This window comes from Streptomyces sp. H27-H5, assembly GCF_026627505.1.
In the GTDB taxonomy this organism is placed as follows: Bacteria; Actinomycetota; Actinomycetes; order Streptomycetales; family Streptomycetaceae; genus Streptomyces.
In genome coordinates this window covers 22,718-43,575 of record NZ_JAPNLK010000042.1, presented here as the reverse complement: position 1 = coordinate 43,575, position 20,858 = coordinate 22,718, and the positions used below count along the sequence as shown (strand labels likewise).

At 70.7% G+C, this 20,858-nt stretch carries 20 protein-coding genes and 2 pseudogenes; 5 read left to right on the top strand and 17 right to left on the bottom strand.

From position 1 onward, the window contains the following. Positions 1–74 precede the first annotated feature (74 nt). The 4 genes from OTB19_RS21310 to OTB19_RS21295 all read left to right on the top strand — a co-directional run bounded on the left by OTB19_RS21310 (position 75) and on the right by OTB19_RS21295 (position 4,710). Positions 75–980: a 5'-3' exonuclease gene (locus OTB19_RS21310; RefSeq protein WP_267799978.1), complete on the top strand. Its 906-nt coding sequence runs from the start codon at positions 75–77 to the stop codon at positions 978–980. 49 nt (positions 981–1,029) lie between these two features. After that, complete coding sequence (locus OTB19_RS21305; RefSeq protein WP_267799947.1) at positions 1,030–1,875, top strand: siderophore-interacting protein; 846 nt, start codon at positions 1,030–1,032, stop codon at positions 1,873–1,875. 276 nt (positions 1,876–2,151) lie between these two features. Next, the gene (locus tag OTB19_RS21300) at positions 2,152–3,696 is read left to right on the top strand and encodes a serine hydrolase (protein ID WP_267799946.1); all 1,545 of its coding nucleotides are present in this window, start codon (positions 2,152–2,154) and stop codon (positions 3,694–3,696) included. 39 nt (positions 3,697–3,735) lie between these two features. After that, the gene (locus tag OTB19_RS21295; RefSeq protein WP_267799945.1) at positions 3,736–4,710 is read left to right on the top strand and encodes a pseudouridine synthase; all 975 of its coding nucleotides are present in this window, start codon (positions 3,736–3,738) and stop codon (positions 4,708–4,710) included. A gap of 69 nt (positions 4,711–4,779) precedes the next feature. Here the strand turns inward: OTB19_RS21295 and OTB19_RS21290 are convergent, their stop codons facing one another. The 13 genes and pseudogenes from OTB19_RS21290 to OTB19_RS21230 all read right to left on the bottom strand — a co-directional run bounded on the left by OTB19_RS21290 (position 4,780) and on the right by OTB19_RS21230 (position 17,226). Next, positions 4,780–5,430: a TetR/AcrR family transcriptional regulator gene (locus tag OTB19_RS21290; RefSeq protein WP_267799944.1), complete on the bottom strand. Its 651-nt coding sequence runs from the start codon at positions 5,428–5,430 to the stop codon at positions 4,780–4,782. Between the two features lie 91 nt (positions 5,431–5,521). Then, complete coding sequence (locus tag OTB19_RS21285) at positions 5,522–8,359, bottom strand: DEAD/DEAH box helicase (RefSeq protein WP_267799943.1); 2,838 nt, start codon at positions 8,357–8,359, stop codon at positions 5,522–5,524. 100 nt (positions 8,360–8,459) lie between these two features. Continuing rightward, a pseudogene (locus tag OTB19_RS21280) lies at positions 8,460–8,717 on the bottom strand (sphingosine kinase); the annotation flags it as partial. An 88-nt stretch (positions 8,718–8,805) separates the two neighbouring features. Continuing rightward, positions 8,806–9,762: a twin-arginine translocase subunit TatC gene (tatC, locus tag OTB19_RS21275; protein ID WP_267799942.1), complete on the bottom strand. Its 957-nt coding sequence runs from the start codon at positions 9,760–9,762 to the stop codon at positions 8,806–8,808. Between the two features lie 56 nt (positions 9,763–9,818). Continuing rightward, a complete protein-coding gene (gene tatA, locus OTB19_RS21270) occupies positions 9,819–10,124 on the bottom strand; it encodes a Sec-independent protein translocase subunit TatA (protein ID WP_267799941.1) in 306 nt (101 codons plus the stop codon). Between the two features lie 197 nt (positions 10,125–10,321). Next, a complete protein-coding gene (locus OTB19_RS21265; RefSeq protein WP_266972279.1) occupies positions 10,322–10,522 on the bottom strand; it encodes a hypothetical protein in 201 nt (66 codons plus the stop codon). 25 nt (positions 10,523–10,547) lie between these two features. Further along, positions 10,548–10,820, bottom strand: a complete 273-nt coding sequence (locus OTB19_RS21260; RefSeq protein ID WP_267799940.1) for a hypothetical protein — start codon at positions 10,818–10,820, stop codon at positions 10,548–10,550. A gap of 15 nt (positions 10,821–10,835) precedes the next feature. Then, on the bottom strand, positions 10,836–11,804 hold the full coding sequence (locus OTB19_RS21255; protein WP_267799939.1) for a helix-turn-helix transcriptional regulator: 969 nt from the start codon (positions 11,802–11,804) through the stop codon (positions 10,836–10,838). 45 nt (positions 11,805–11,849) lie between these two features. Further along, positions 11,850–12,809 (bottom strand): helix-turn-helix transcriptional regulator, encoded by a 960-nt coding sequence (locus OTB19_RS21250; protein WP_267799938.1) that lies wholly within the window; start codon positions 12,807–12,809, stop codon positions 11,850–11,852. A 152-nt stretch (positions 12,810–12,961) separates the two neighbouring features. Further along, the gene (locus OTB19_RS21245; protein WP_267799937.1) at positions 12,962–13,357 is read right to left on the bottom strand and encodes an FKBP-type peptidyl-prolyl cis-trans isomerase; all 396 of its coding nucleotides are present in this window, start codon (positions 13,355–13,357) and stop codon (positions 12,962–12,964) included. Positions 13,358–13,408: 51 nt separating this feature from the next. Then, the gene (locus tag OTB19_RS21240) at positions 13,409–14,413 is read right to left on the bottom strand and encodes an FKBP-type peptidyl-prolyl cis-trans isomerase (RefSeq protein WP_267799936.1); all 1,005 of its coding nucleotides are present in this window, start codon (positions 14,411–14,413) and stop codon (positions 13,409–13,411) included. 130 nt (positions 14,414–14,543) lie between these two features. Then, a complete protein-coding gene (pafA, locus tag OTB19_RS21235; protein WP_053678744.1) occupies positions 14,544–15,905 on the bottom strand; it encodes a Pup--protein ligase in 1,362 nt (453 codons plus the stop codon). A gap of 9 nt (positions 15,906–15,914) precedes the next feature. Further along, positions 15,915–17,226 (bottom strand): annotated as a pseudogene (locus tag OTB19_RS21230) (MFS transporter). 134 nt (positions 17,227–17,360) lie between these two features. On the opposite strand from OTB19_RS21230, the gene OTB19_RS21225 reads away from it, so the two are divergent. Continuing rightward, positions 17,361–18,356 (top strand): LacI family DNA-binding transcriptional regulator, encoded by a 996-nt coding sequence (locus OTB19_RS21225; protein WP_267799934.1) that lies wholly within the window; start codon positions 17,361–17,363, stop codon positions 18,354–18,356. Between the two features lie 59 nt (positions 18,357–18,415). Here OTB19_RS21225 and prcA read toward each other — a convergent pair whose 3' ends face one another. From prcA to OTB19_RS21205, 4 genes are all read right to left on the bottom strand, one after another. Continuing rightward, the gene (prcA, locus tag OTB19_RS21220) at positions 18,416–19,180 is read right to left on the bottom strand and encodes a proteasome subunit alpha (protein WP_267799933.1); all 765 of its coding nucleotides are present in this window, start codon (positions 19,178–19,180) and stop codon (positions 18,416–18,418) included. Between the two features lie 46 nt (positions 19,181–19,226). Further along, a complete protein-coding gene (prcB, locus tag OTB19_RS21215; protein ID WP_267799932.1) occupies positions 19,227–20,066 on the bottom strand; it encodes a proteasome subunit beta in 840 nt (279 codons plus the stop codon). After that, entirely contained in the window at positions 20,018–20,251 is a 234-nt protein-coding gene (locus OTB19_RS21210; RefSeq protein ID WP_267799931.1) for an endonuclease VII domain-containing protein, read from the bottom strand. Before OTB19_RS21210 ends, prcB begins: the two co-directional genes overlap by 49 nt. Before the next feature lie 291 nt (positions 20,252–20,542). Further along, on the bottom strand, positions 20,543–20,755 hold the full coding sequence (locus OTB19_RS21205) for a ubiquitin-like protein Pup (protein ID WP_030233608.1): 213 nt from the start codon (positions 20,753–20,755) through the stop codon (positions 20,543–20,545). Positions 20,756–20,858 lie beyond the last annotated feature (103 nt).

Below are 20,858 nucleotides of genomic sequence, written 5' to 3'. Positions count from 1 at the left end.
CGGCTCGACCCGTCCTCGGCCGCGGGCCGTCGGACGGCTGCGGCATCATCGTCAGCGTGACGACACGACGCCTGATGCTCCTGGACACCGCCTCCCTCTACTACCGCGCCTACTTCGGTGTGCCGGACTCCGTGAAGGCCCCCGACGGCACCCCGGTCAACGCCGTGCGCGGGCTGCTCGACTTCATCGGCCGGCTGGTCCAGGACCACCGCCCCGACGACCTGGTGGCCTGCATGGACGCCGATTGGCGACCGCACTGGCGGGTGGAACTGATTCCGTCCTACAAGGCCCACCGGGTGGCACGGGAGACCGAGACCGGACCGGACGTGGAGGAGACCCCGGACACCCTCGCCCCGCAGGTGCCGATCATCGAGGCGGCGCTGGACGCGTTCGGGATCGCCCGGGTGGGGGTCGCCGACTACGAGGCCGACGACGTCATCGGCACCTTGACGGCGCGGGCGACCGGCCCGGTGGACATCGTCACCGGCGACCGGGACCTCTACCAGCTGGTGGACGACGCCAAGCGGCGCCGCGTGCTGTACCCGCTCAAGGGCGTCGGCACCCTCCAGGTCACGGACGAGGCCTGGCTGCGCGAGAAGTACGGGGTGGACGGCCCCGGGTACGCGGACCTGGCGCTGCTGCGCGGCGACCCGAGCGACGGCCTGCCGGGCGTGCCGGGGATCGGGGAGAAGACGGCGGCCAAGCTGTTGGACGCGTACGGGAACCTCGCGGGGATCATCGCCGCGATCGACGACCCGACGTCGGGCCTCACCCCCACCCAGCGCCGGCGGCTGGATGAATCCCGGCCGTATCTGGCGGTCGCCCCGAAGGTGGTCCAGGTCGCCTCGGACGTGCCGCTGCCCGCCTTCGACCCCGCGCTCCCGGCGGCCGCGGCGGATCCGGAGATGGTCGACGCGTTGGCCCACCGCTGGGGTCTTGGTGGAGCCGTATCGCGCCTGGGAGGCGCGCTGCGCTCCTGAGGTGCTAACTTAGGTAATCCTAAGTTTCTGGGGAGTCAGGGGAGACGCCGTGGCAGAAGGACGCGCCCGCACCGTCGGCACCGCCGTCGTCGTACACACCGAACGGCTCACGCCGCACATGGTGCGCATCGTGCTGGGCGGTGCGGGTCTGGCCGGTTTCGGCGCGGGCGAGTTCACCGACCACTACGTGAAACTCCTGTTCGCCCCCGACGGCGTCACGTACACGGTGCCGTGGGACCTGGACCGGATCCGGGCGGCGCACCCCAGCGCGGAGTGGCCGCGCCAGCGCGCGTACACGGTGCGCTGTTGGGACCCGACGCACCGCGAGCTGACCCTGGACTTCGTCGTCCACGGCGACGAGGGTCTGGCCGGCCCCTGGGCCGCCCGGGTCCAGCCGGGCGAACTCGTCCGCTTCCTCGGGCCGGGCGGCGCCTACGCCCCGGCCGAGGACGCGGGCTGGCACCTCCTCGCGGGCGACGAGAGCGCCCTGCCGGCGATCGCCGCGACGATGGAGCGGATGCCGGCCGGGGCCGTCGTGCACGCCTTCATCGAGATCGACGGCCCGGACGACGAGCAGACGATCGCCACCCCCGACGGAGTCGTCCCGATCTGGCTGCACCGCGGGAACCGCCCCGTCGGCGAGGCCCTGGTCGAGGCGGTCTCCTCCCTGCGGTTCCCCTCCGCCGACGTCCACGCGTTCGTCCACGGCGAGGCGGGCTTCGTGAAGGAGCTCCGCCGCCACCTGCGCGTCGAACGCGGCATCCCGAGGGAACGTCTCTCCATCTCCGGCTACTGGCGACTGGGCGAGACCGACGAGGGCTGGCGCGCGATCAAGCGCGACTGGAACGCGAAGGTGGAAGCCGAACAGGAAGTCCCCACCCCCGCCACGGTCTGACCCGAGCGGACCCCGGCCCATCCAGCCCCGCCGGCGGTTGAGGCGCGGGGACCATTCCAGCCCCGCCGGACCCCGGCCACATCCAGCCCCGCCGGCGTTTGAGGCGCGGGGTCCGGGGCGGAGCCCCGAAAGCCCGGCGCAGCCGGGGCCGCTCCGCGCAACGGCCCCGCACCGAACCGGCCCCGCGCAACCACTCCGCACGCCGAACCGCCCGCCCCCAAGGGCCGGCCGCCAGGCCACCGCGCGCCCCCGCCCGTCCGGCGGGACAATGACCCCATGCGTACGCTCCGCGCGCTCGGCTCGGCAGGGGCTGCCATGATGCTGACCGCCGCGGCCACCGCCGGAGCGACGGCCGCACCGGCCCCTCCGACGCCGCAGCCCCGACTCACGGACGCAGCCGTCGACAAGGCGGTGGACCGTCTCGACGCGACCGTCACGGCCATGATGAAGCGCACCGGTGTCCCCGGGGTGTCCGTGGCCGTGGTCCACGACGACGAGGTCGTCCACCTCAAGGGTTTCGGGCTGCGCCGGACCGGCGAGAGCGCGCGGGTCGACCCCGACACGGTCTTCCAGATCGCCTCCCTCTCCAAGCCGGTCTCCTCGACGGTGGTGGCCGGCGCCCTGACCTCCCCCGACGAATGGGACAGGCACGTACCGCTCCCCGGCTTCTCCCTCAAGGACCCCTGGGTCACCGGGCACGTCACCACGGCCGACCTGTTCTCGCATCGCAGCGGCCTCCCCGACCACGCGGGCGATCTCCTCGAAGACCTCGGCTACGACCGGCCGTACATCCTCGACCACCTGCGTCTGCTGCCCCTCACCCCCTTCCGCGCGAGCTACGCGTACACCAACTTCGGGTTGACGGCCGCCGCCGAGGCCATCGCCCGGGCCCACGGCACCAGTTGGCAGAAGCTCGCCCAGGACACCCTCTTCAAGCCGGCGGGCATGACGCGCACCAGCACGGAGTTCGCCGCCTTCGAGCGGGCGACGGACAAGGCCGTCACCCACGTGCGGAATCCAGACGGCACCTGGAGCCCGCGCTTCGTCCGCGACCCGGACGCCCAGTCCCCGGCGGGCGGGGTGAGCTCGACGGCCCGTGACATGTCCCGCTGGCTGCGCCTCCAACTGGCCGAAGGCACCCTGGACGGCCGGCGCATCGTCCCGCAGGACACCCTGGCCCGCACCCATGTCCCCGAGATCGTCTCGCAGCCCCCCGCCACGCCCACCGCTACGACCGGTTTCTACGGTCTCGGCTGGAACGTCTCCTACGACCAGGCCGGTCGACTGCGCCTGAGTCACTCGGGCGCCTTCGAGCTCGGCGCGAACACCAACGTGACGATGCTTCCGCTGGAGCGGCTCGGGATCGTCGTCCTGACCAACGGCGCCCCGGTCGGTCTCGCCGACGCCGTCGCCCTGGACTTCTTCGACTTCGCCGAGCACGGCAAGGCCACCACCGACTGGCTGGGCCTGACCGGGTCGCTGTACGCGCAGATGGACGCCGCGGGCCGCTCCCCCACCGACTACGCCCACCCGCCCGCCGGCGCGAAGCCCGCCCGGGAGGACGGCGCGTACACCGGGACGTACGACAACCCCTACTACGGCAAGGCCAGCATCACCGCGAACCCGGACGGCGACGGGCTGACCCTCGCCCTCGGGCCGAAGCCCCTGCGCTTCCCGCTCACCCATTACGACGGCGACGTGTTCAGCTTCGAGACCGTCGGCGAGAACGCCGTGGGCCGTACCGGGGTGACGTTCTCCGACGGCACGCTCCGCGTCGAGTACCTGGACGCCGACCACCTGGGCACCTTCACCAAGCGGTAGCGGCGGACGACCACGTCGGACGGCCTAGGCTGGAGCCCGATGAAACGGAACATCCCGCCCGCGCCCCTGCCCCAGGTCTCCGGCATCGATCCGGTACGACTGCGGCTCCCCCCTGACCCGGAGGGGATGTGGCCGGACCTCGGCAGCTACCTCACGGCGCGGTACGCGGGGACCCGCGGCGCCGAGTCGATGGCGCGGCTGCTGCGCGACGGCCGGGTGCTCGACGCCGGCGGGCGGGTGCTGAGCCCCGAGGACCCGTACGAGGCGGGCGGCTTCCTGTGGTTCCACCGGGACATGCCGACCGAGCCCGTGGTGCCGTTCCCGATCCGGGTCGTGCACCGGGACGCGCACCTGCTGGTCGTGGACAAGCCGCACTTCCTGGCGACGACCCCGCGCGGCAGCCACGTCACCCAGACCGCCCTGGCGCGGTTGCGCGAGGAGCTGGACCTGCCGGAGCTGAGCCCGGCGCACCGGCTGGACCGGATGACGGCCGGACTGGTGATGTTCAGCATCCGTCCCGAGGACCGCGGCGCGTACCAGTCGCTCTTCGAGCAGCGGAAGGTCGCCAAGGAGTACGAGGCCCTCGCCCCGCACGATCCCTCGGTGGAGCTGCCGAGGACCGTCCGCAGCCACATCGAGAAGGTCCGCGGGGTGATGGCGGCCGTGGAACTCCCGGACATGGAACCCAATGCCGAGAGCCGCGTCGAGCTCGTCGCCGTCCGGGGTGACCTGGGCCGCTACCGGTTGACCCCGCACACCGGTCGGACCCATCAGCTGCGCGTGCACATGAACCGCCTGGGCCTGCCGATCCTCGGGGACCCGGTCTATCCGGTGGTCGCCGCCGCGGCGGACCCGGCCGACTACCGCCGCCCACTCCAACTCCTGGCCCGGAAGCTGGAGTTCACCGATCCCGTCACCGGCACGGCCCATCGCCTGGAGAGCGGTCTGAGCCTGCGCGCCTGGGACGACCGGGCCGGCTGGGAATCCGACCCCGGAGCCGCTCCGGGCACCTGACCGGGCCGCCGCACCGACCACCACACACGCCCGACCGCCCAAGCCGCGTCGCCCGGCCCGCGCGAGCGTTCAGCGCGCGACCCCGGCGATCCGCAGGGCGGCATCGGCCGCGGCCTCCGCGAAGGTGGCCATCGGGCGCGCCGGATCGGAGCGGCGGATGAGCATGACGCCCTCGATCAGCCCGAAGACGAGGTCGTTGCGCAGGGTCAACTCGTCCCTGTCGTCAACGAGTTCCGTGTCGGACGAGGCCGCGTACAGCAACTCCAGGTAGACGTCGCGCAGTTCACCGCGCATCCGATGGAACCTCGCGAACCGGTCCCCGGCGACCTCGGGCAGCAGGTACAGCGCGCCCAGGTTGTACGGCGCCCCGCACAGCAGCATCACGTCCGAGCGGCACAGCTCCCACAGCCGGCGGGCGGCGGGCCGGCCGCTCTCGGCCGACAGTCGGCGGGCCAGCGCCAGTGAGGGCGCCACCGTGGATTCCAGCAGTTCGGCGAGGAGTTCCTCCTTGCCGCCGAAGTAGTGGTACATCGTGGCCTGGCGCATCCCGGCCCGCTCGGCCACCGCCCGTGTGGTGGTGGCCCCGTACCCACGCACCGTGAACAACTCGGCCGCCGCGCGCAGGAGTTCCTCGCGCGGCGGCCGGCCGCTTTCCGGTCTCAGCTGATCGGCGCGAGGCCGACCGACCCGTCTCGGTCCTTCGTCCGTTCCCCCACTCATGCGACCGATCGTCGCACAGCACACGTCGAATCGATCATGGCAAGAGATGACATCCGGCCATCCCGACTCTCGGAGGAAGCCCCAAAAGTGTCTAGCTGATGGAGCTGTATGCCACTACACCCCGAAGGAGTGCGTCCACGGCCTTACGGGCGTTTCGCGCCACCGTACTCCCGCTGTCCGAGGACGACGGGGCCGCGGCGGCGATCTGCCCCAGCACGTCGATGACCTGCTTGCACCAGCGCACGAAGTCGCCGGCCGGCATCTCCGCCTCGCGCAGCACCTCGTCCAGGCTCTTGTCGGAGGCCCACTGGTAGGCCGCCCACGCGAAGCCGAGATCCGGTTCGCGCTGGCCCACCCCCTCCGCCTGGTTGATGCGGTGCTCCTCCTCCAGCGCGTCGAGCCGGCCCCAGATCCGGACCATCTCGCCGAGCGCCGCCTTCGCCGCGCCGCCTGGCACCTTGGGCGCCACCGCGTCGTCGGCCTGCCGCGACTCGAACACCAACGCAGATACGCAGGAGGCCAGTTCGGCCGGAGAGAGGCCTTCCCAGACCCCTTCGCGCAGGCACTCCGACGCCAGCAGGTCGAGCTCCCCGTACAGCCGGGCGAGCCGCTTGCCGTGCACGGTGACCTCGTCCTCGCGCAGGTAGTCCAACTCGGTGAGCAGCGCGTGGATCCGGTCGAAGGTGCGGGCGATGGTGTTCGTCCGCCCCTCGATCCGCCGCTCCAACTGCTGGGTGTCCCGCTGGAGCCGGTGGTAGCGCTCGGCCCAACGGGCGTGGTCCTCGCGCTCGTCGCAGCCGTGGCAGGGGTGCGCCCGCAGTTCGGTGCGCAGCCTGGCGATCTCGCGGTCGTCGGCCGCGGCCGCGCGGCCGCGCCGCTGACGCTCCGGGTTGACGTGCCCGGCCTTGCTGCGCAGCGCGGTCGCCAGGTCCCGACGGGACTGCGGCGAGCGGGGGTTGAAGGTCTTCGGGATCCGCATCCGGTCGATCGCCTCGACCGGCACCGGGAAGTCGATGGCGGCGAGCCGCTTGACCTGGCGCTCGGCGGTGAGCACCAGCGGGCGCGGGCCCTCGGTGTACTCGTGCCCGCGGTGCCCGTTGGAACGTCCGGCCGGCACGCCCGGGTCGAGGACCAGCGCCAGCCCGGCGAACTTGCCGGTCGGCACGTGGATGATGTCGCCCGGCTTGAGCTTCTCCAGCGATCCGGCGGCCTGCGCCCGACGCTGCGCCGCGCCCTGCTTGGCGAGTTCCGTCTCGCGGTCCTTGAGGTCGCGGCGCAGTCGCGCGTACTCCTCGAAGTTCCCCAGGTGGCAGGTCATGCCCTCCTGGTAGCCCTGGAGTCCCTCCTCGTTGCGCTGCACCTGCTTGGAGATGCCGACGACCGAGCGGTCCGCCTGGAACTGCGCGAAGGAGGTCTCCAGGAGTTCGCGCGAGCGGTGCCGCCCGAACTGCTGGACCAGGTTCACGGCCATGTTGTACGAGGGCTTGAAGCTGGAGCGCAGCGGATAGGTGCGGGTGCCGGCGAGCCCGGCGAGGGCCGCCGGGTCCATGCCCCGCTGCCAGAGCACCACCGCGTGGCCCTCGACGTCGATGCCGCGCCGGCCGGCGCGCCCGGTGAGCTGCGTGTACTCACCCGGGGTGATGTCGGCGTGCTGTTCGCCGTTCCACTTGACCAGCTTCTCCAGGATGACCGTGCGGGCGGGCATGTTGATGCCCAGCGCGAGGGTCTCGGTGGCGAAGACGGCCTTCACGAGGCCGCGGACGAAGAGTTCCTCGACGACCTCCTTGAACTTCGGCAGCATGCCCGCGTGGTGGGCGGCGATGCCGCGTTCCAGGCCTTCGAGCCACTCGTAGTAGCCGAGGACGTGCAAATCCTCGCTGGGGATGGTGGCGGTCCGCGCCTCGACGATCTCGCGCACCCGCAGGCGCCCGGCCTCGTCGTTGAGCCGCAGCCCGGCGTAGAGGCACTGCTGGACGGCGGCCTCGCAGCCGGCCCGGCTGAAGATGAAGTTGATGGCGGGGAGCAGGTCGTCGTTGTCGAGCCGGCCGATGACCTCGGGCCGGCTCGGGGTCCAGATCCGGCTGCGGGAACGTCGCTCGCGTTCGCGGTCGGCCTCGCGGACCATCTTGCCGCGCCGCCGGTCCTTCGGGTTGTACGTGCGGCTGTTCTCCTCGCGCGCCATGCGCAGCAGGTCCGGGTTGACCTCGCGGCGGGTGGAGCCGCGGCCGCCGTGGTCGGACTCCTCCTCGAAGAGGTCGTAGACCCGGCGGCCGGCCATGACGTGCTGCCACAGCGGTACGGGCCGCTCCTCGGAGACGATCACCTCGGTGTCGCCGCGCACGGTGTCGAGCCAGTCGCCGAACTCCTCGGCGTTGGACACGGTCGCGGAGAGGGAGACCAGGGTCACCGACTCGGGGAGGTGGATGATGACCTCCTCCCAGACGGCTCCGCGGAACCGGTCGGAGAGGTAGTGCACTTCGTCCATCACGACGTAGCCGAGGCCGCGCAGCGACTGGGAACCCGCGTAGAGCATGTTGCGGAGCACCTCGGTGGTCATGACGACCACGGGTGCCTCGGAGTTGACGCTGTTGTCGCCGGTCAGCAGGCCCACCTTGTCGGCGCCGTAGCGCTTGACGAGGTCGGCGTACTTCTGGTTCGACAGGGCCTTGATGGGCGTGGTGTAGAAGCACTTGCGGCCCTGCCGCAGGGCGAGGTGCACGGCGAACTCGCCGACGATCGTCTTGCCCGAGCCGGTCGGCGCGGCGACGAGGACGCCCTTTCCGGATTCCAGTGCCTTGCAGGCCTCGACCTGGTAGGGGTCCAGGCCGAATTCGTACATCTCGCGGAAGGGAGCCAGGGCGGTGGCCTCTTCGGCGGCGCGGATCCGGGCAGCGGCGTAGCGCTCCGCGGGTGAGAGTTCTTCGGTCATCTTGTCGTCGAGCCTACCCGCCGGCCCTGACAACAGTCGCGATCTTTACGACGAGTACGGGTGGCCGGAAACGGGCCCGGTCCGATCGGCGGGAGACCCGCTACGCGAAGAGCCGCAAGGCCGCCGGTACGCACTCGGCCGTCACCGGCAGCGGCCCGAGCGGCTCGCCGTCCGCGTAGGCGGTGATGCCGGCGGCCTCCAGGGTGACTTTGGAGGCCCCGTGGACGGACACCTTGGTGTGGCCGAGATGCGTCCCCTTGTAGACCGGCGGGAACACCTTGAGCAGGGTGCCCCGGCCGCAGTCGCCGACCACGGTGACGTCGAACAGTCCGTCGTCGGGCACCGCGTCCGCGCAGATGGCACGCGCCCGTACCGGGAGGGGCGTGCCCCGCCGATGATCCGGGGGCGCCCCCGTCAGGTCGCGCCCCCGTCGGCTCGCGTGCCCGTCAGGTCGCGTCGTCGTAGCCGTTGATCTGTCGGCGTCCACCGTCGGCCTGCTCCGGCAGTGCGGAGGGGGCGGGCGCGGAGCCCACCGCGCCGATGGGGGCGGGGGTCAGGTCCAGCTCGGCCGCCTCGTCGTCGTCGAGACCCGCGTCGGGGTTGTTGCGCCGGCGCCTGCGGTCGTTGATCAGGCAGATGCCGAGCGCGATGAAGTAGAGGGCGACGATCGGGGCGGCCAGCGACAGCATGGTGAGCGGGTCACCGGTGGGCGTCGCGAAGGCGGAGAAGACCGTGATGCCGAGGACCATCACCCGCCACCAGCTCGCCAGTCGCTTCGCGGTGAGGACCCCGGTGAAGTTCAGGAGGATCAGCAGCAGCGGCAGTTCGAAGGCGAGGCCGAAGACGACGACCATCCGCGTGACCAGGTCGAGGTAGTCGTCGACCGGCAGCAGGTTGCGCGCGTGATCGGGGGTGAATTCGAGGAGGATCGTCGCGGTCTGCGGAAGGATCTTGTACGCGAGGACCGCGCCGGCGCCGAAGAGCGGCGCGCCGACCGCGACGAAGCTGATCGCGTACTTCTTCTCGTGGCCGTGCAGGCCGGGGGCGACGAAGGCCCACAGCTGGTAGAGCCACACCGGGGCGGAGAGCACGATGCCCGCGGTGAGGGAGACCTTGAGGGCGATCGAGAACGGCGCGATGAGGCCGTTCACGGTCATGTCGGCGCAGGGGCGGCCGTTGCGCTGCGACACCACCCCGTCGGTGCAGCCGACGGAGTCCAGCATCGGCTTCAGCATGAAGTCGATGAGGTCCTTGTAGAAGAAGGCCGCGACGCCGGTGATCAGGATGATCGCCAGGACCGACTTCAGCAGGCGGTTTCTCAGCTCACGCAGGTGCTCGACAAGAGGCATGCGCCCTTCGGCGTCCTTGTCCGCTTTCTCCTGCTTGCGGGCAGACTTGAGCAACCCACGTCCCTCGTCTCGATGCAGATGACTGGCGTGACCGGTGTGGCCGTCGGCCGTCAGCCCTGGGTGGTGCGGTTCGGCTCGTTGACCGGACGCGAGCTGGTGACGTCACCGGGCGCGGCCTGGATCGTGCGCGGGGCGACCGGCTGGGCGCCGGCCTGGTCGGCGACGTTGGCCGCGGTGGCCGTGCCGGCCGCGTCGTCGGGCTCGCCGTCCTTCTTCATGGCCTTCGCCTCGCTCTTGAGGATGCGGGCCGACTTGCCGAGGGAGCGAGCCATCTCGGGGAGCTTCTTGGCACCGAACAGCAACACGATGACAGCGATGATCAGAAGGATCTCAAGGGGCTTCAGATTGCCGATCATGTGTGTCTTCCTTACTCACCGAAACGGCTGGTTGTGGTGGCGGGTCACGCCGGACGAAGATCCGGCACGCCCTCCTGCAACGATCGTAACCCCCGGGGGTTAACGCCCGGCAATCCCCCGGCGTCTCCCCGCATCCGTGCGCACGGGTGACGGGACCGACGGTACGGGTCGCGACCCGCGGTTTCCATGGGCAGGGGTTACGGGAGTGTGGCGCGTCCCGTGCGGGCCAGGTCGCTCGCGGCCCGTTCGAGGTCGCCCGAGGCCTCGGTGATCCGGCGGCTGGCGTCGGCCACCTGGCCGGACAACCGCCGGACCTGTACGAAGACCCGTACGGCCAGCACGCCGAGAACGGCGACACCGAGGAAACCCAGGGCAATTGCGAGCATCGGCCACAGCATGGGACGAGCCTAGGCCACGACCGGCTCAGACACTGCGCAGGGTGCTCACTCCGCCACCCGTCAGCAGCTCCACGATCCGCTCACCGGCGGCTTTGCGCACGGAAGCGCCGCACTCCGGGCACGTGAAGGAGTAGAAGGTGGTCCGCCGACTGCCCCCGATGGCCAGCCTCAGCGCGCCGGCCCCCAGCTCGAACCGGGCCCGGCACTGCGGACAGCCCGCCTTGAAGGTGACCGCGGCGGGCGCCGCCGCCGAATCCGCCGGGCCGGACCCCGGCACCGGCCCCGAAGATGGCGCCATCGCTCCCCGCTCCCCCTAGCCCTGTTCCCCGTACCCCGCGAGCGCCTCTCCAGCGGCCTTGCGCGCGCTGTCCGCCAGCTCCGGCGGCGACACGATGCGCCCCTCCCGGCCCAGCCGCAGCGCCAGCCGGCGCAGCGAGGCGGGGTCCGGGCTGCGCAGGGTGATCCGCAGACCGCCCTCCGCCAGCTCCTCGGCGCTGTCGTGCGGGTAGTACTCGGCGACCCAGCGCCCGCCGGGGCCCACCTCGACCACGACCTCCGGGTCCTCGGCGGCCGGCTGGACCAGCCCCTCGGACAGGTCGCGCGGCTCGATCGCGGGCGGGTCGGACCGCTCGTCCAGAAGCGTGATCTCGGCCACCCGGTCCAGACGGAAGGTCCGCCGGGCCTCCGAGAGGTGGCACCACCCCTCCATGTACGTGTGACCCACCGCGAACAGCCGGATCGGGTCCACGGTGCGGTCGGTCAGCTCGTCCCGCGCGGGCGAGTAGTACCGCAGCCGGACCCGGCGCCGCTCGGCGATCGCCCGGTCGACGTCCGCGAAGACCCCGCCCTCCGACTCGAAGGTCACCGACAGCCGGGAACTCGCCCCGGCCACCTCGCCCGCCGCGGCCTCCAGCTTGGCGGTGGCCCGCAGCAACGCGTCCCGGTCGCTCTCGCGCAGCCCCGGCAGGGTGGCCACCGCGCGGGCGGCGACCAGCAGCGCGGTCGCCTCGTCGGCGGCCAGCCGCAGCGGCTCGGCGGTGGACTCCCCCGACGCGTCGGGGTTGCGCCACCAGATGCGCTCCCCATCGGTGTCGATGTCGAGGAGGTCCCCGCCCCGGAAGCTGGTGCCGCACATGGGCAGCACGTCGAGGTCCGAGATCAGCTCGTCCTCGGTGATCCCGAAGGCGCGCGCGACGTCGGCCACGTGCGCTCCCGGGCGTTCGCGCAGATACGTCACCAGGGACAGCATCCGGCGGGTCTGGTCAATGGCGTTCGCAGCCATGCTGGTACGTCTCCCCCTCAGGGCGGTTCTGGCGAATGTTGCGGTTCAGCCCTTGGCGACGGCGCGCAGCCGGTCCACCACGTCGGCCCGCAGGTCCGCGGGTCCCACCACCACGACGTCCGGGCCGAACTCGACCAGCCAGGCGTCCAGCCCGTGCCCGTACGGGATCTCCAGCTCGTCCCAGCCCTCGGCCACGCCCTCGCGCACCTCGGTGGCCTTGGCCCGCAGCGGATACCCGGCCCCGGTGCGCAGCCGGATCGACGCGGACCGGTCGGCGCTCTCGCCGGCCCAGCTCGCGACGGTCTCCCGCACGGTCACCACGTCCGGCACCTCCGCGGTGTACTTGGCCGCCCGGGAGCGGACCTTGCCGGTGATCCGGGAGAGCCGGAACACCCGCTCCGCGCCGCGGTCCCGGTCGAAGCCGGCCAGGTACCAGTGACCCCGCCAGCACTCCAACGCCCACGGCTCGACCTGGCGGGTCTCGGGCCTCGCCGCGGTGGACTTGCGGTAGTCGAAGACCACCGGCCGCCGGTCCCGGCACGCCAACATCAGCGGCTCGAACGCCGCCTCGTGCACCGGGATCCGCGGCTCGATCGCGCTGTGCTGACCCTCGTACGGGTCGCCCGCCTCGGGCATCCCGCCCGCGCGCAGCTTCTGCAGGGCGCCGCTGGCCGCGCCCGCCAGACGGGCCTGCTGCCAGACCTTCGCCGCCAACCCGAGGGCGGCGGCCTCCTCGGCGTCCAGGGAGACGGGCGGCAGCCGGTTGCTGTCCCGACGGGCCAGGTAGCCCGTGTCACCGTCCAGGTTCTCCACCGTCTCGATGACCAGGCCGAGTTCCCGCAGGTCGTCCTTGTCCCGTTCGAACATCCGGTTGAAGGATTCGTCGTTGCCGGCTTCCATGTAGGCCTCGATCGAACCGCGCAGCTCGCGCTTGCTGAGGGGCCGTCGGGTCCCCAGCAGACACAGCGCCAGATTCATCAGCCGCTCGGCCTTGGCAATCGCCATCGACGCCCTTCCGCCCTTCTCGACGTACACCCCCGACGTACGCGTACGCGTACGGCCTCGTGACCGTTGACCGTACCGCCCCGGCGGTCCCCCGCAAAAAGCGAGGGCCCCCGCCGTCCGGCGGGGGCCCTCCAACCATCACGACCGAGGGATCAGGCGTCCATCAGGTCACAGACGAAGATCAGCGTCTCGCCCGGGGCGATCAGGCCGCCACCCGCGCCGCTGTCCCCGTACGCGAGGTGCGCGGGAATGGTGATCTTGCGGCGACCACCGACCTTCATGCCCTGCACGCCCTGGTCCCAGCCCTTGATGACCTGGCCGACACCGAGCTGGAACGCCAGCGCGGAACCGCGGTTCCAGGAGGCGTCGAACTCCTCGCCGGTGGAGAACGCCACGCCCACGTAGTGGACCTTGATGAACGCACCCACCTTGGCCTCGGCGCCGTCGCCCACCCAGATGTCCTCGATCACGAGGTCGGCGGGGGCGTCGCCCTCGGGGAAGTCGATCTCGGGCTTCTCAAGCTGGTCACTCACGGAACTGCTCCTCATGTCTTCGAACCGGGGCCCCTCCCGACCGGGCCGGGAAGGAACGAACCAGTCTTACACTGCTCCGACGATGTCCACGACGAAGGCGAGCGTGGAGTTGGCCGGCAGGTCCTCACCCTTGGCCTGGTCCTTGTAGGCCATCTCCGGCGGAATCACCAGCAGGACGCGGCTGCCGACCTTCTTGCCGACCAGCCCCTTGTCCCAGCCCTCGATGACCTGCCCCTTGCCGATCGCCGTGGAGAACGGCGAACCGGTCTTCCACGAGGTGTCGAACAGCTTCGCGGCGTCCTTGCCCTGGTTCGGCGCCCACGCGGCACCGCTGTACTGCATGTAGACGGTCTGGCCGTTCTTGACCTCGGGACCCTTGCCCTCGATCAGGACCTTGTCGACCAGCTCCTTCGGAGGGTCGTTCTTCGGGATCGTGATCGTGGCGGCCTCGTCCTTGTCCGCCTTGACCTGGGGCAGGTCCGACGGGATCGGCGCCTGCGTGCCCTCGGCCTTCTTCGGCAGGGTCGAGTCGATGTCCATCACGAAGACCAGGTTGTCGGTCGGACCGACCCCCAGCTGCGGCTGACCCTTGTCACCGAACGCGGCCGCCGGAGGCGCGACGACCAGCACACGGCTGCCGACCTTCTTGCCCACCACGGACTCGCTGAACAACGGCAGGATCTCCGGGGAACCCGCGGTGACGACGATCGGCGCGCCGCCCTCGTCGTAGGACCCGTTCAGGTCCTTGCCGCCCTTCCAGACCTTGCCCGTGTACTTCGTGACGACGAGATCGCCCTTCTTGATCTCCGCGCCCGACCCCTCCTTGACGGTGCTCACCACGAACTTGCCGCTCGGGTCGCCCTTGGGAACGGTGATCTCCGCCTTCTTCCCGGCCTCACCCGCGACGGTGGGCATCGGGTCCGCGGACGCGACGGCCTTCGGTACCGCGGGCTGCGAGGCATCGGCCGACGGGGACGCGGAATCCTTCTTGTCCTTGTCGTCGCCCCCTCCACAGGCCGCGGTGAGCATCAGAGCCGGCACGATGAGCGCGGCAGCAAGTCGGCGTCGCACAGTGGTCCTCAGGGTCGCTGGAATGGTCCGTCGTAGCGGCCCACTCTACGGCCAACCCCCTCACCGACAAGGCGGCGCCGTGCGAAGGGCCCCGCACGCCACGGCGCACGGGGCCCTCCACCGCCGGACATCACATCCCGGCGATCAACTTCTCCACCCGGTCGTCCACCGACCGGAACGGGTCCTTGCACAGCACCGTCCGCTGCGCCTGGTCGTTCAGCTTCAGGTGCACCCAGTCGACGGTGAAGTCCCGCCTCTGCTCCTGCGCCCGGCGGATGAAGTCGCCGCGCAGCCGCGCCCTGGTCGTCTGCGGGGGCACCGACTTGCCCTCGAAGATCTTGAGGTCGTTGCAGATCCGCGCCGCCTGCCCCTTGCGCTCCAGCAGGTAGTACAGACCGCGCCGACGGTGGATGTCGTGGTAGGCGAGGTCTATCTGGGCGACCCGCGGGTTCGACATGGTCATGTTGTGCTTGGCCCGGTACCGCTCGATCAGCTGGTACTTCATGACCCAGTCGATCTCGGTCCCGATCCGGTCCAGGTCCTCCGCGTCGATCGCGTCGAGCGTGCGGCCCCACAGCTCCAGGACCTGGTCGACGACACCCGTGCGGATGCCCCGGCGCTCCGCGAAGTCCACGGCCTTGTCGTAGTACTCGCGCTGGATCTCCAGGGCGGAGGCCTCGCGACCGCTCGCCAGGCGCACCTTGCGCTGCCCCGTGATGTCGTGACTGACCTCGCGGATCGCCCTGATCGGGTTCTCCAGGGTCAGGTCCCGCATCACGGTGCCCGCCTCGATCATGCGCAGCACCAGATCGGTGGCCCCGACCTTGAGCAGCATGGTCGTCTCGGACATGTTCGAGTCACCGACGATCACGTGCAGCCGCCGGTACCGCTCGGCGTCCGCGTGCGGCTCGTCCCTGGTGTTGATGATCGGCCGCGAACGCGTCGTGGCGGAGCTGACACCCTCCCAGATGTGCTCGGCCCGCTGGCTGACGCAGTAGACCGCGCCCCGCGGGGTCTGCAACACCTTGCCCGCGCCACAGATCAGCTGGCGCGTGACGAGGAAGGGAATGAGGATGTCCGCCAGACGGGAGAATTCTCCGTGCCGCGCCACGAGATAGTTCTCGTGGCAGCCGTAAGAATTGCCCGCCGAGTCGGTGTTGTTCTTGAAGAGGTAGACGTCGCCCGCGATTCCCTCCTCGTGCAGGCGGCGTTCGGCGTCGACGAGCAGGCCTTCGAGAATGCGCTCGCCGGCCTTGTCGTGGGTGACCAGTTCGATCAGGTTGTCGCATTCGGGAGTTGCATATTCCGGATGCGAACCCACGTCGAGGTAGAGGCGGGCGCCGTTCCGCAGGAAGACATTGCTGCTGCGGCCCCATGACACAACACGGCGGAAGAGGTAGCGCGCCACTTCGTCAGGAGACAGTCGGCGCTGTCCCCTGAACGTGCACGTGACGCCGTACTCGTTCTCCAGCCCGAAAATGCGGCGGTCCATGACTGAACATTACGCCTTCTGCCCTCTTCTGAAACCGGGTTCGCCGGCGCCGTTCCGATCAGTTTCTGATCAGAGGGTCCGCGGAGCCCTCCTCCGACCCCTCCGCGGCAGCCCCGCCGACGCCCGCCTCGACCCCGCCGCGCACCGGTGCGGCCAGCACCCGCTGAGTGGCCATCAGGACCACCAACGCCGCCGCGCCGGCCACGCTCGCCACCGCGAAACCGGCCCTCGTGTCACCCAGTTCCACCGCAGGCCCGGCCACCGCCGTACCGATCGCCGCACCCACCCCGAAGAACGTCACCAGCCAGGAGAACGCCTCCGTCACCGTGCCCCGCGGAGCGTGCCGGTCCACGACGATGAACGCGCACGCGATCGCGGGCGCCAGGAACACCCCCGCCAACGCCGCCAACGCCGTCATGCCCACCGGCCCCGGCGTCAGCATCAACGGCAGATAGCAGACCGCCAGCAGCGCCACCAGCATCCGCAGCCGCCGCTCCGCCGCGCCGGCCCACTGCCGGGCCCCGTAGATCACACCGCCCACCAGCGCGCCCAGACCCAGGGCCGCCATCAACCAGCCGTACACCGCCTGACCACCGTGCCCGTCGGCGTACGCCACACCGGCCACCGTGATCGAACCCAGCGCCGTACCCACGAAGAAGAACGCCCCCAACAGCGCCAGCAATCCCCGCGAGCGCAGCGCCCCCAGCCAGTGCGCCTCACGCGGAGCGGAACGCCACGCACGGGACGGCTCCGAGACCACCACCGACAGCGCGCCCAACACACCGATGCCGTTGATCACCAGCAGCGCCACCGCCGGATCCCACAACGCGACGAAGAGCGTCACCAGCAGGGGACCGACCGTGAACATGACCTCCTGCGCCACCGCGTCCAGGGCGTACGCCACGTGGACCCGCTCCTCCTTGCCGCCGAGCACCCCCGGCCACAACGCGCGCAGCCCACCCTCCAGGGGAGGCGTGAACAACCCCGCCACGACCACGGCCGCGTAGGCCACCACCGCGGACCCGGTCCCGGCGAGCGCCAGCCAGGCCATGCCCAGCGCGGAGACCACCGCGGCCGGCAACTGCACCCGCGGCTGCCCGTACAGGTCCACGGCCCGCCCCAGCAGGGGCTGCCCCACCGCGTTGGCCACCCCGTACGCCGCCGCCAGCGCACCCGCCAGGCTGTAACTGCCCCCCTCCGCCCGGGTGAACAGCACGATCGCGATGGCTGCGGTGCCATTGGGCAACCGCCCTATGAGCGTGCCCACCAACAGCCTCGCGGCATGCCTGGTCTTGAGCAGCTCCGCGTAACCCGCGGCCATGTCCGCCCCCTCCTGCCCGGACCAGCCGGGGTAATACGTATAACTTGACGCGTCATACGTACCATGTCCCCAGTCCGCGAGTCCACCGCCGAACCACCCCCCACCCCCATGACCTGCGACGTCGGGAGCCCCCTGTGACGAGACCCACCAGCCGGGACGTCGCCGCCGCCGCCGGGGTCTCCCAGGCCACCGTCTCCCTCGTCCTCGGCGACAAATGGCGCGGCCGCGTCTCCGAACGCACCGCCGACCTCGTCCGCGAGAGCGCCGCCGCCCTCGGCTACCGCCCCAACCTCGCCGCCCGCAACCTCCGCCTCGGCTCCACCCGCACGGCCCTCCTCGTCGTCCCCGCCCTCACCAACGAGTTCTTCGCCCGCGTCTACACCGGCGCCGCCCGCGTCGCCGCCGCGCACGGCTTCGGCGTCGTCCTCTACCCCTCCCCCGACGGCACCGGACCCGCCCGCGACCCCTTCGCCTCCGCCCGCGCCGCCCTCGACGGAGTCATCGCCTCCTCCATGGCCGCCGACGCCCTCGACGCCCTCGGCCGCGAAGGCCTCCCCCTCGTCATGCTCGACAGCGACCCCACCTCCGGCACCGCCGCCGCCCACGTCAACCTCGCCATGGCCGACGGCATGCGCCAAGCCGTCACCCACCTCCTCGACCACGGCCACCGCCGCTTCCTCCACCTCGCCTCCGCCGTCGACTCCTGGACCTTCGACATCCGCGCCAAGGCCCTGCCGGCCCTCCTGGGCCCCTCCACCGAACTGCGCACCATCCGGGCCCCCCTCACCGTCCACGGCGCCCGCACCGCCATGGAAGCCCTCCTGGAGGCCCCCGGGCCCCGACCCACCGCCGTCATCTGCGACGACGACATCCTCGCCGCCGGCGCCTGCAAGGCCGCCCGCCGCCTCGGCCTGCGCGTCCCCGACGACCTCTCCGTCACCGGCTTCGACGACCTGGCCCTGGCCACCGCCGTCGAACCCGAACTCACCACCGTCCGCCTGCCCGCCGAACGCGTCGGCGAGCAGGGCATGAGCGCCCTCCTCGCCGTCCTCGACGGCACACCCTGGTCCGCCCCCGACATCCCCGTCGAACTCGTCGTCCGCGACTCCACCGGCCCCGCCCCCGCCTGAACGCGAAAGGGCCCCGACCCACCGCGAACGGCAGACCGGGGCCCCTTTACACACACGACCTACTCGGCGTCGTCCTCCGGCACCTCGTCGTTCGACACGGCATCCGCCTGCGCCGCCGCCGGCACGTCAGCCTCCAACAACCGCGCCAACTGCCGACCACGAATCCGCTTGAACTTCCGCTGCTGCGCCCGCGTACGGTCCAGCACCGCGACCTCCAGCCGCTCCGCCGGAATCGCCTTGTCGGCGCCGTTCGCCTGACTCGACAGCGCCTGCACCGCCAGCTTCAACGCCTCGGACAGCGTCATCCCGTCCCGGTGGCGCTGATCCAGGAACGTGCTGATCTGCTCCGCGCTGCCGCCGACCGCGACCGAGCCGTGCTCGTCCACGATCGAACCGTCGTGCGGCAACCGATAGATCTGGTCACCCGCGGCCGTCGGACCGACCTCGGCCACGACCAGCTCCACCTCGTACGGCTTCTCGCCCGCACTGGAGAAGATGGTGCCCAGCGTCTGCGCGTAGACGTTGGCGAGCCCACGGGCCGTCACGTCGTCGCGGTCATAGGTGTATCCGCGCAGATCCGCGTAGCGCACGCCACCGATCCGCAGGTTCTCGTACTCGTTGTACTTGCCGGCGGCCGCGAAGCCGATCCGGTCGTAGATCTCACTGAACTTGTGCAGCGCGCGGGACGGGTTCTCCCCCACGAACACGATGCCGTCGGCGTATTGCAGCACGACCAGGCTGCGACCGCGGGCGATGCCCTTCCGGGCGTATTCCGCCCGGTCGGCCATGGCCTGCTGAGGTGAAACATAGAACGGAGTCGACACCGGCTGACCGTCCCTTTCTTCTGGGCTCCTAAGAGACGACGGATGGTCAGAGCAGGGCGGCGCGCGGACCGTCGGGCTGCTCCAGCCGACGGTCGGTCACGGAACGGGCCAGCGCCTGCGACTCGTCGTCGGTCAGCCGGCGGAAGCCCTCATCGGTGATGACGGTGACAATGGGATAGATGTGACGGTAGAGGTCCGGACCACCCGTCGCCGAGTCGTCGTCGGCCGCGTCGTACAGCGCCTGCACGACCAGCGTGGTGGCCTGCTCCTCCGTCAGGTCGGGGCGGTACAGCTTCTTCATGGACCCGCGAGCGAAGATCGAACCGGATCCGGTGGCGGCGAACCCGTGCTCCTCGGAGCGACCGCCCGTCACGTCGTAGGAGAAGATCCGCCCCTTCTCCTTGACCTCGTCGTAGCCCGCGAAGAGCGGCACGACGGCCAGCCCCTGCATCGCCATGCCGAGGTTGCCGCGAATCATGGTGGACAGGCGGTTCGCCTTGCCCTCCAGCGAGAGGGTCGTCCCCTCCACCTTCTCGAAGTGCTCCAGCTCCAGCTGGAACAGCTTCACCATCTCGACGGCGAGGCCGGCCGTACCCGCGATGCCCACCGCGGAGTACTCGTCGGCCGGGAACACCTTCTCGATGTCTCGCTGGGCGATCATGTTCCCCATGGTCGCCCGCCGGTCACCGGCGAGCACCACACCGCCGGGGAACGTCGTCGCGACGATCGTCGTCCCGTGCGGCGCCTCGACGACGCCGTCGGGGAGCTTGCGGTTCCCCGGCAGCATCTCGGGCTGGTGCGCCCCGAGGAAGTCCATGAAGGACGAGGACCCCGGCGTCAGGAAGGCTGCCGGTAGACGCCCTGTGCTACGAGTGTTGGGTTCCACAGGTTTCCTTCCACGTAAGCGGCTGCACGCCTTGTGACGTCCGGCCGATCCTTGAACTGCCCCAAGGCCGCGTTGCAGCTGAAGCACAGCACGCCTCGGACCCTACCCGTCTGATGATCGTGATCCACATGCTCGGCCGGAGCCGATCTGCAGATCACGCAGACCCCGTCTTGAGAGGCGATCATCTCGTCGCGCTGCGCCTCGGTGATTCCGTACGAACGCTTCAGGTGGCCCGCACGGCCCTGGATGGCACGACACGCCTTGTCTTGACGCCCTTGCCCATGACGGCCTGACGGCGCCGACAGCGTGTGGCCCCGTGTGCGGCCACACACTTTCGACAACTCGACTGAAGGCCGTCTCCACGATCGCGATCCGAAGCGAATCCACTCAGCGGTACATCGCGGCCACGGCCACGACACCACCTGGCCCCTTGGGACATGTCCCCAATACTGGCGAGTTCACCTTGGATTCGAAGGCTATTCGCCGCCCTTTTGTACGAAACTCCGAACGAAATCCTCGGCATTCTCCTCGAGGACATCGTCAATCTCGTCGAGTACCGAGTCGACGTCGTCGGAGAGCTTTTCCTGGCGCTCCTTGAGGTCCGTCGATTCCTCGACCGCCGCCTCCTCGACCTCCTCGGTCGAGCGCGTCGCCTTCTGCTGTCCGCCGCCGGTGTCCTTGGTCGCCATGTCTACCTCACCCCGCTCGGTTCGCACGCTCATGTCGAGAGACCCCGGATTCGGGATCTCTCAAGATCAGACCCTACGTCGGACCCTACAAGGAGGCCCCGAC

What these genes read in the sequence shown, in the direction of transcription:
- OTB19_RS21245 (WP_267799937.1), bottom strand. Translation starts at nt 13,357, where the DNA reads ATGAGGAGCAGTTCCGTGAGTGACCAGCTTGAGAAGCCCGAGATCGAC.
- OTB19_RS21210 (WP_267799931.1), bottom strand. Translation starts at nt 20,251, where the DNA reads ATGATCGCCTCTCAAGACGGGGTCTGCGTGATCTGCAGATCGGCTCCG.
- OTB19_RS21265 (WP_266972279.1), bottom strand. Translation starts at nt 10,522, where the DNA reads ATGCTGTGGCCGATGCTCGCAATTGCCCTGGGTTTCCTCGGTGTCGCC.
- OTB19_RS21205 (WP_030233608.1), bottom strand. Translation starts at nt 20,755, where the DNA reads ATGGCGACCAAGGACACCGGCGGCGGACAGCAGAAGGCGACGCGCTCG.
- pafA (WP_053678744.1), bottom strand. Translation starts at nt 15,905, where the DNA reads ATGGACCGCCGCATTTTCGGGCTGGAGAACGAGTACGGCGTCACGTGC.
- OTB19_RS21295 (WP_267799945.1), top strand. Translation starts at nt 3,736, where the DNA reads ATGAAACGGAACATCCCGCCCGCGCCCCTGCCCCAGGTCTCCGGCATC.
- OTB19_RS21285 (WP_267799943.1), bottom strand. Translation starts at nt 8,359, where the DNA reads ATGACCGAAGAACTCTCACCCGCGGAGCGCTACGCCGCTGCCCGGATC.
- OTB19_RS21310 (WP_267799978.1), top strand. Translation starts at nt 75, where the DNA reads ATGCTCCTGGACACCGCCTCCCTCTACTACCGCGCCTACTTCGGTGTG.
- tatA (WP_267799941.1), bottom strand. Translation starts at nt 10,124, where the DNA reads ATGATCGGCAATCTGAAGCCCCTTGAGATCCTTCTGATCATCGCTGTC.
- OTB19_RS21250 (WP_267799938.1), bottom strand. Translation starts at nt 12,809, where the DNA reads ATGGCGATTGCCAAGGCCGAGCGGCTGATGAATCTGGCGCTGTGTCTG.
- OTB19_RS21255 (WP_267799939.1), bottom strand. Translation starts at nt 11,804, where the DNA reads ATGGCTGCGAACGCCATTGACCAGACCCGCCGGATGCTGTCCCTGGTG.
- OTB19_RS21300 (WP_267799946.1), top strand. Translation starts at nt 2,152, where the DNA reads ATGCGTACGCTCCGCGCGCTCGGCTCGGCAGGGGCTGCCATGATGCTG.
- OTB19_RS21290 (WP_267799944.1), bottom strand. Translation starts at nt 5,430, where the DNA reads ATGAGTGGGGGAACGGACGAAGGACCGAGACGGGTCGGTCGGCCTCGC.
- OTB19_RS21260 (WP_267799940.1), bottom strand. Translation starts at nt 10,820, where the DNA reads ATGGCGCCATCTTCGGGGCCGGTGCCGGGGTCCGGCCCGGCGGATTCG.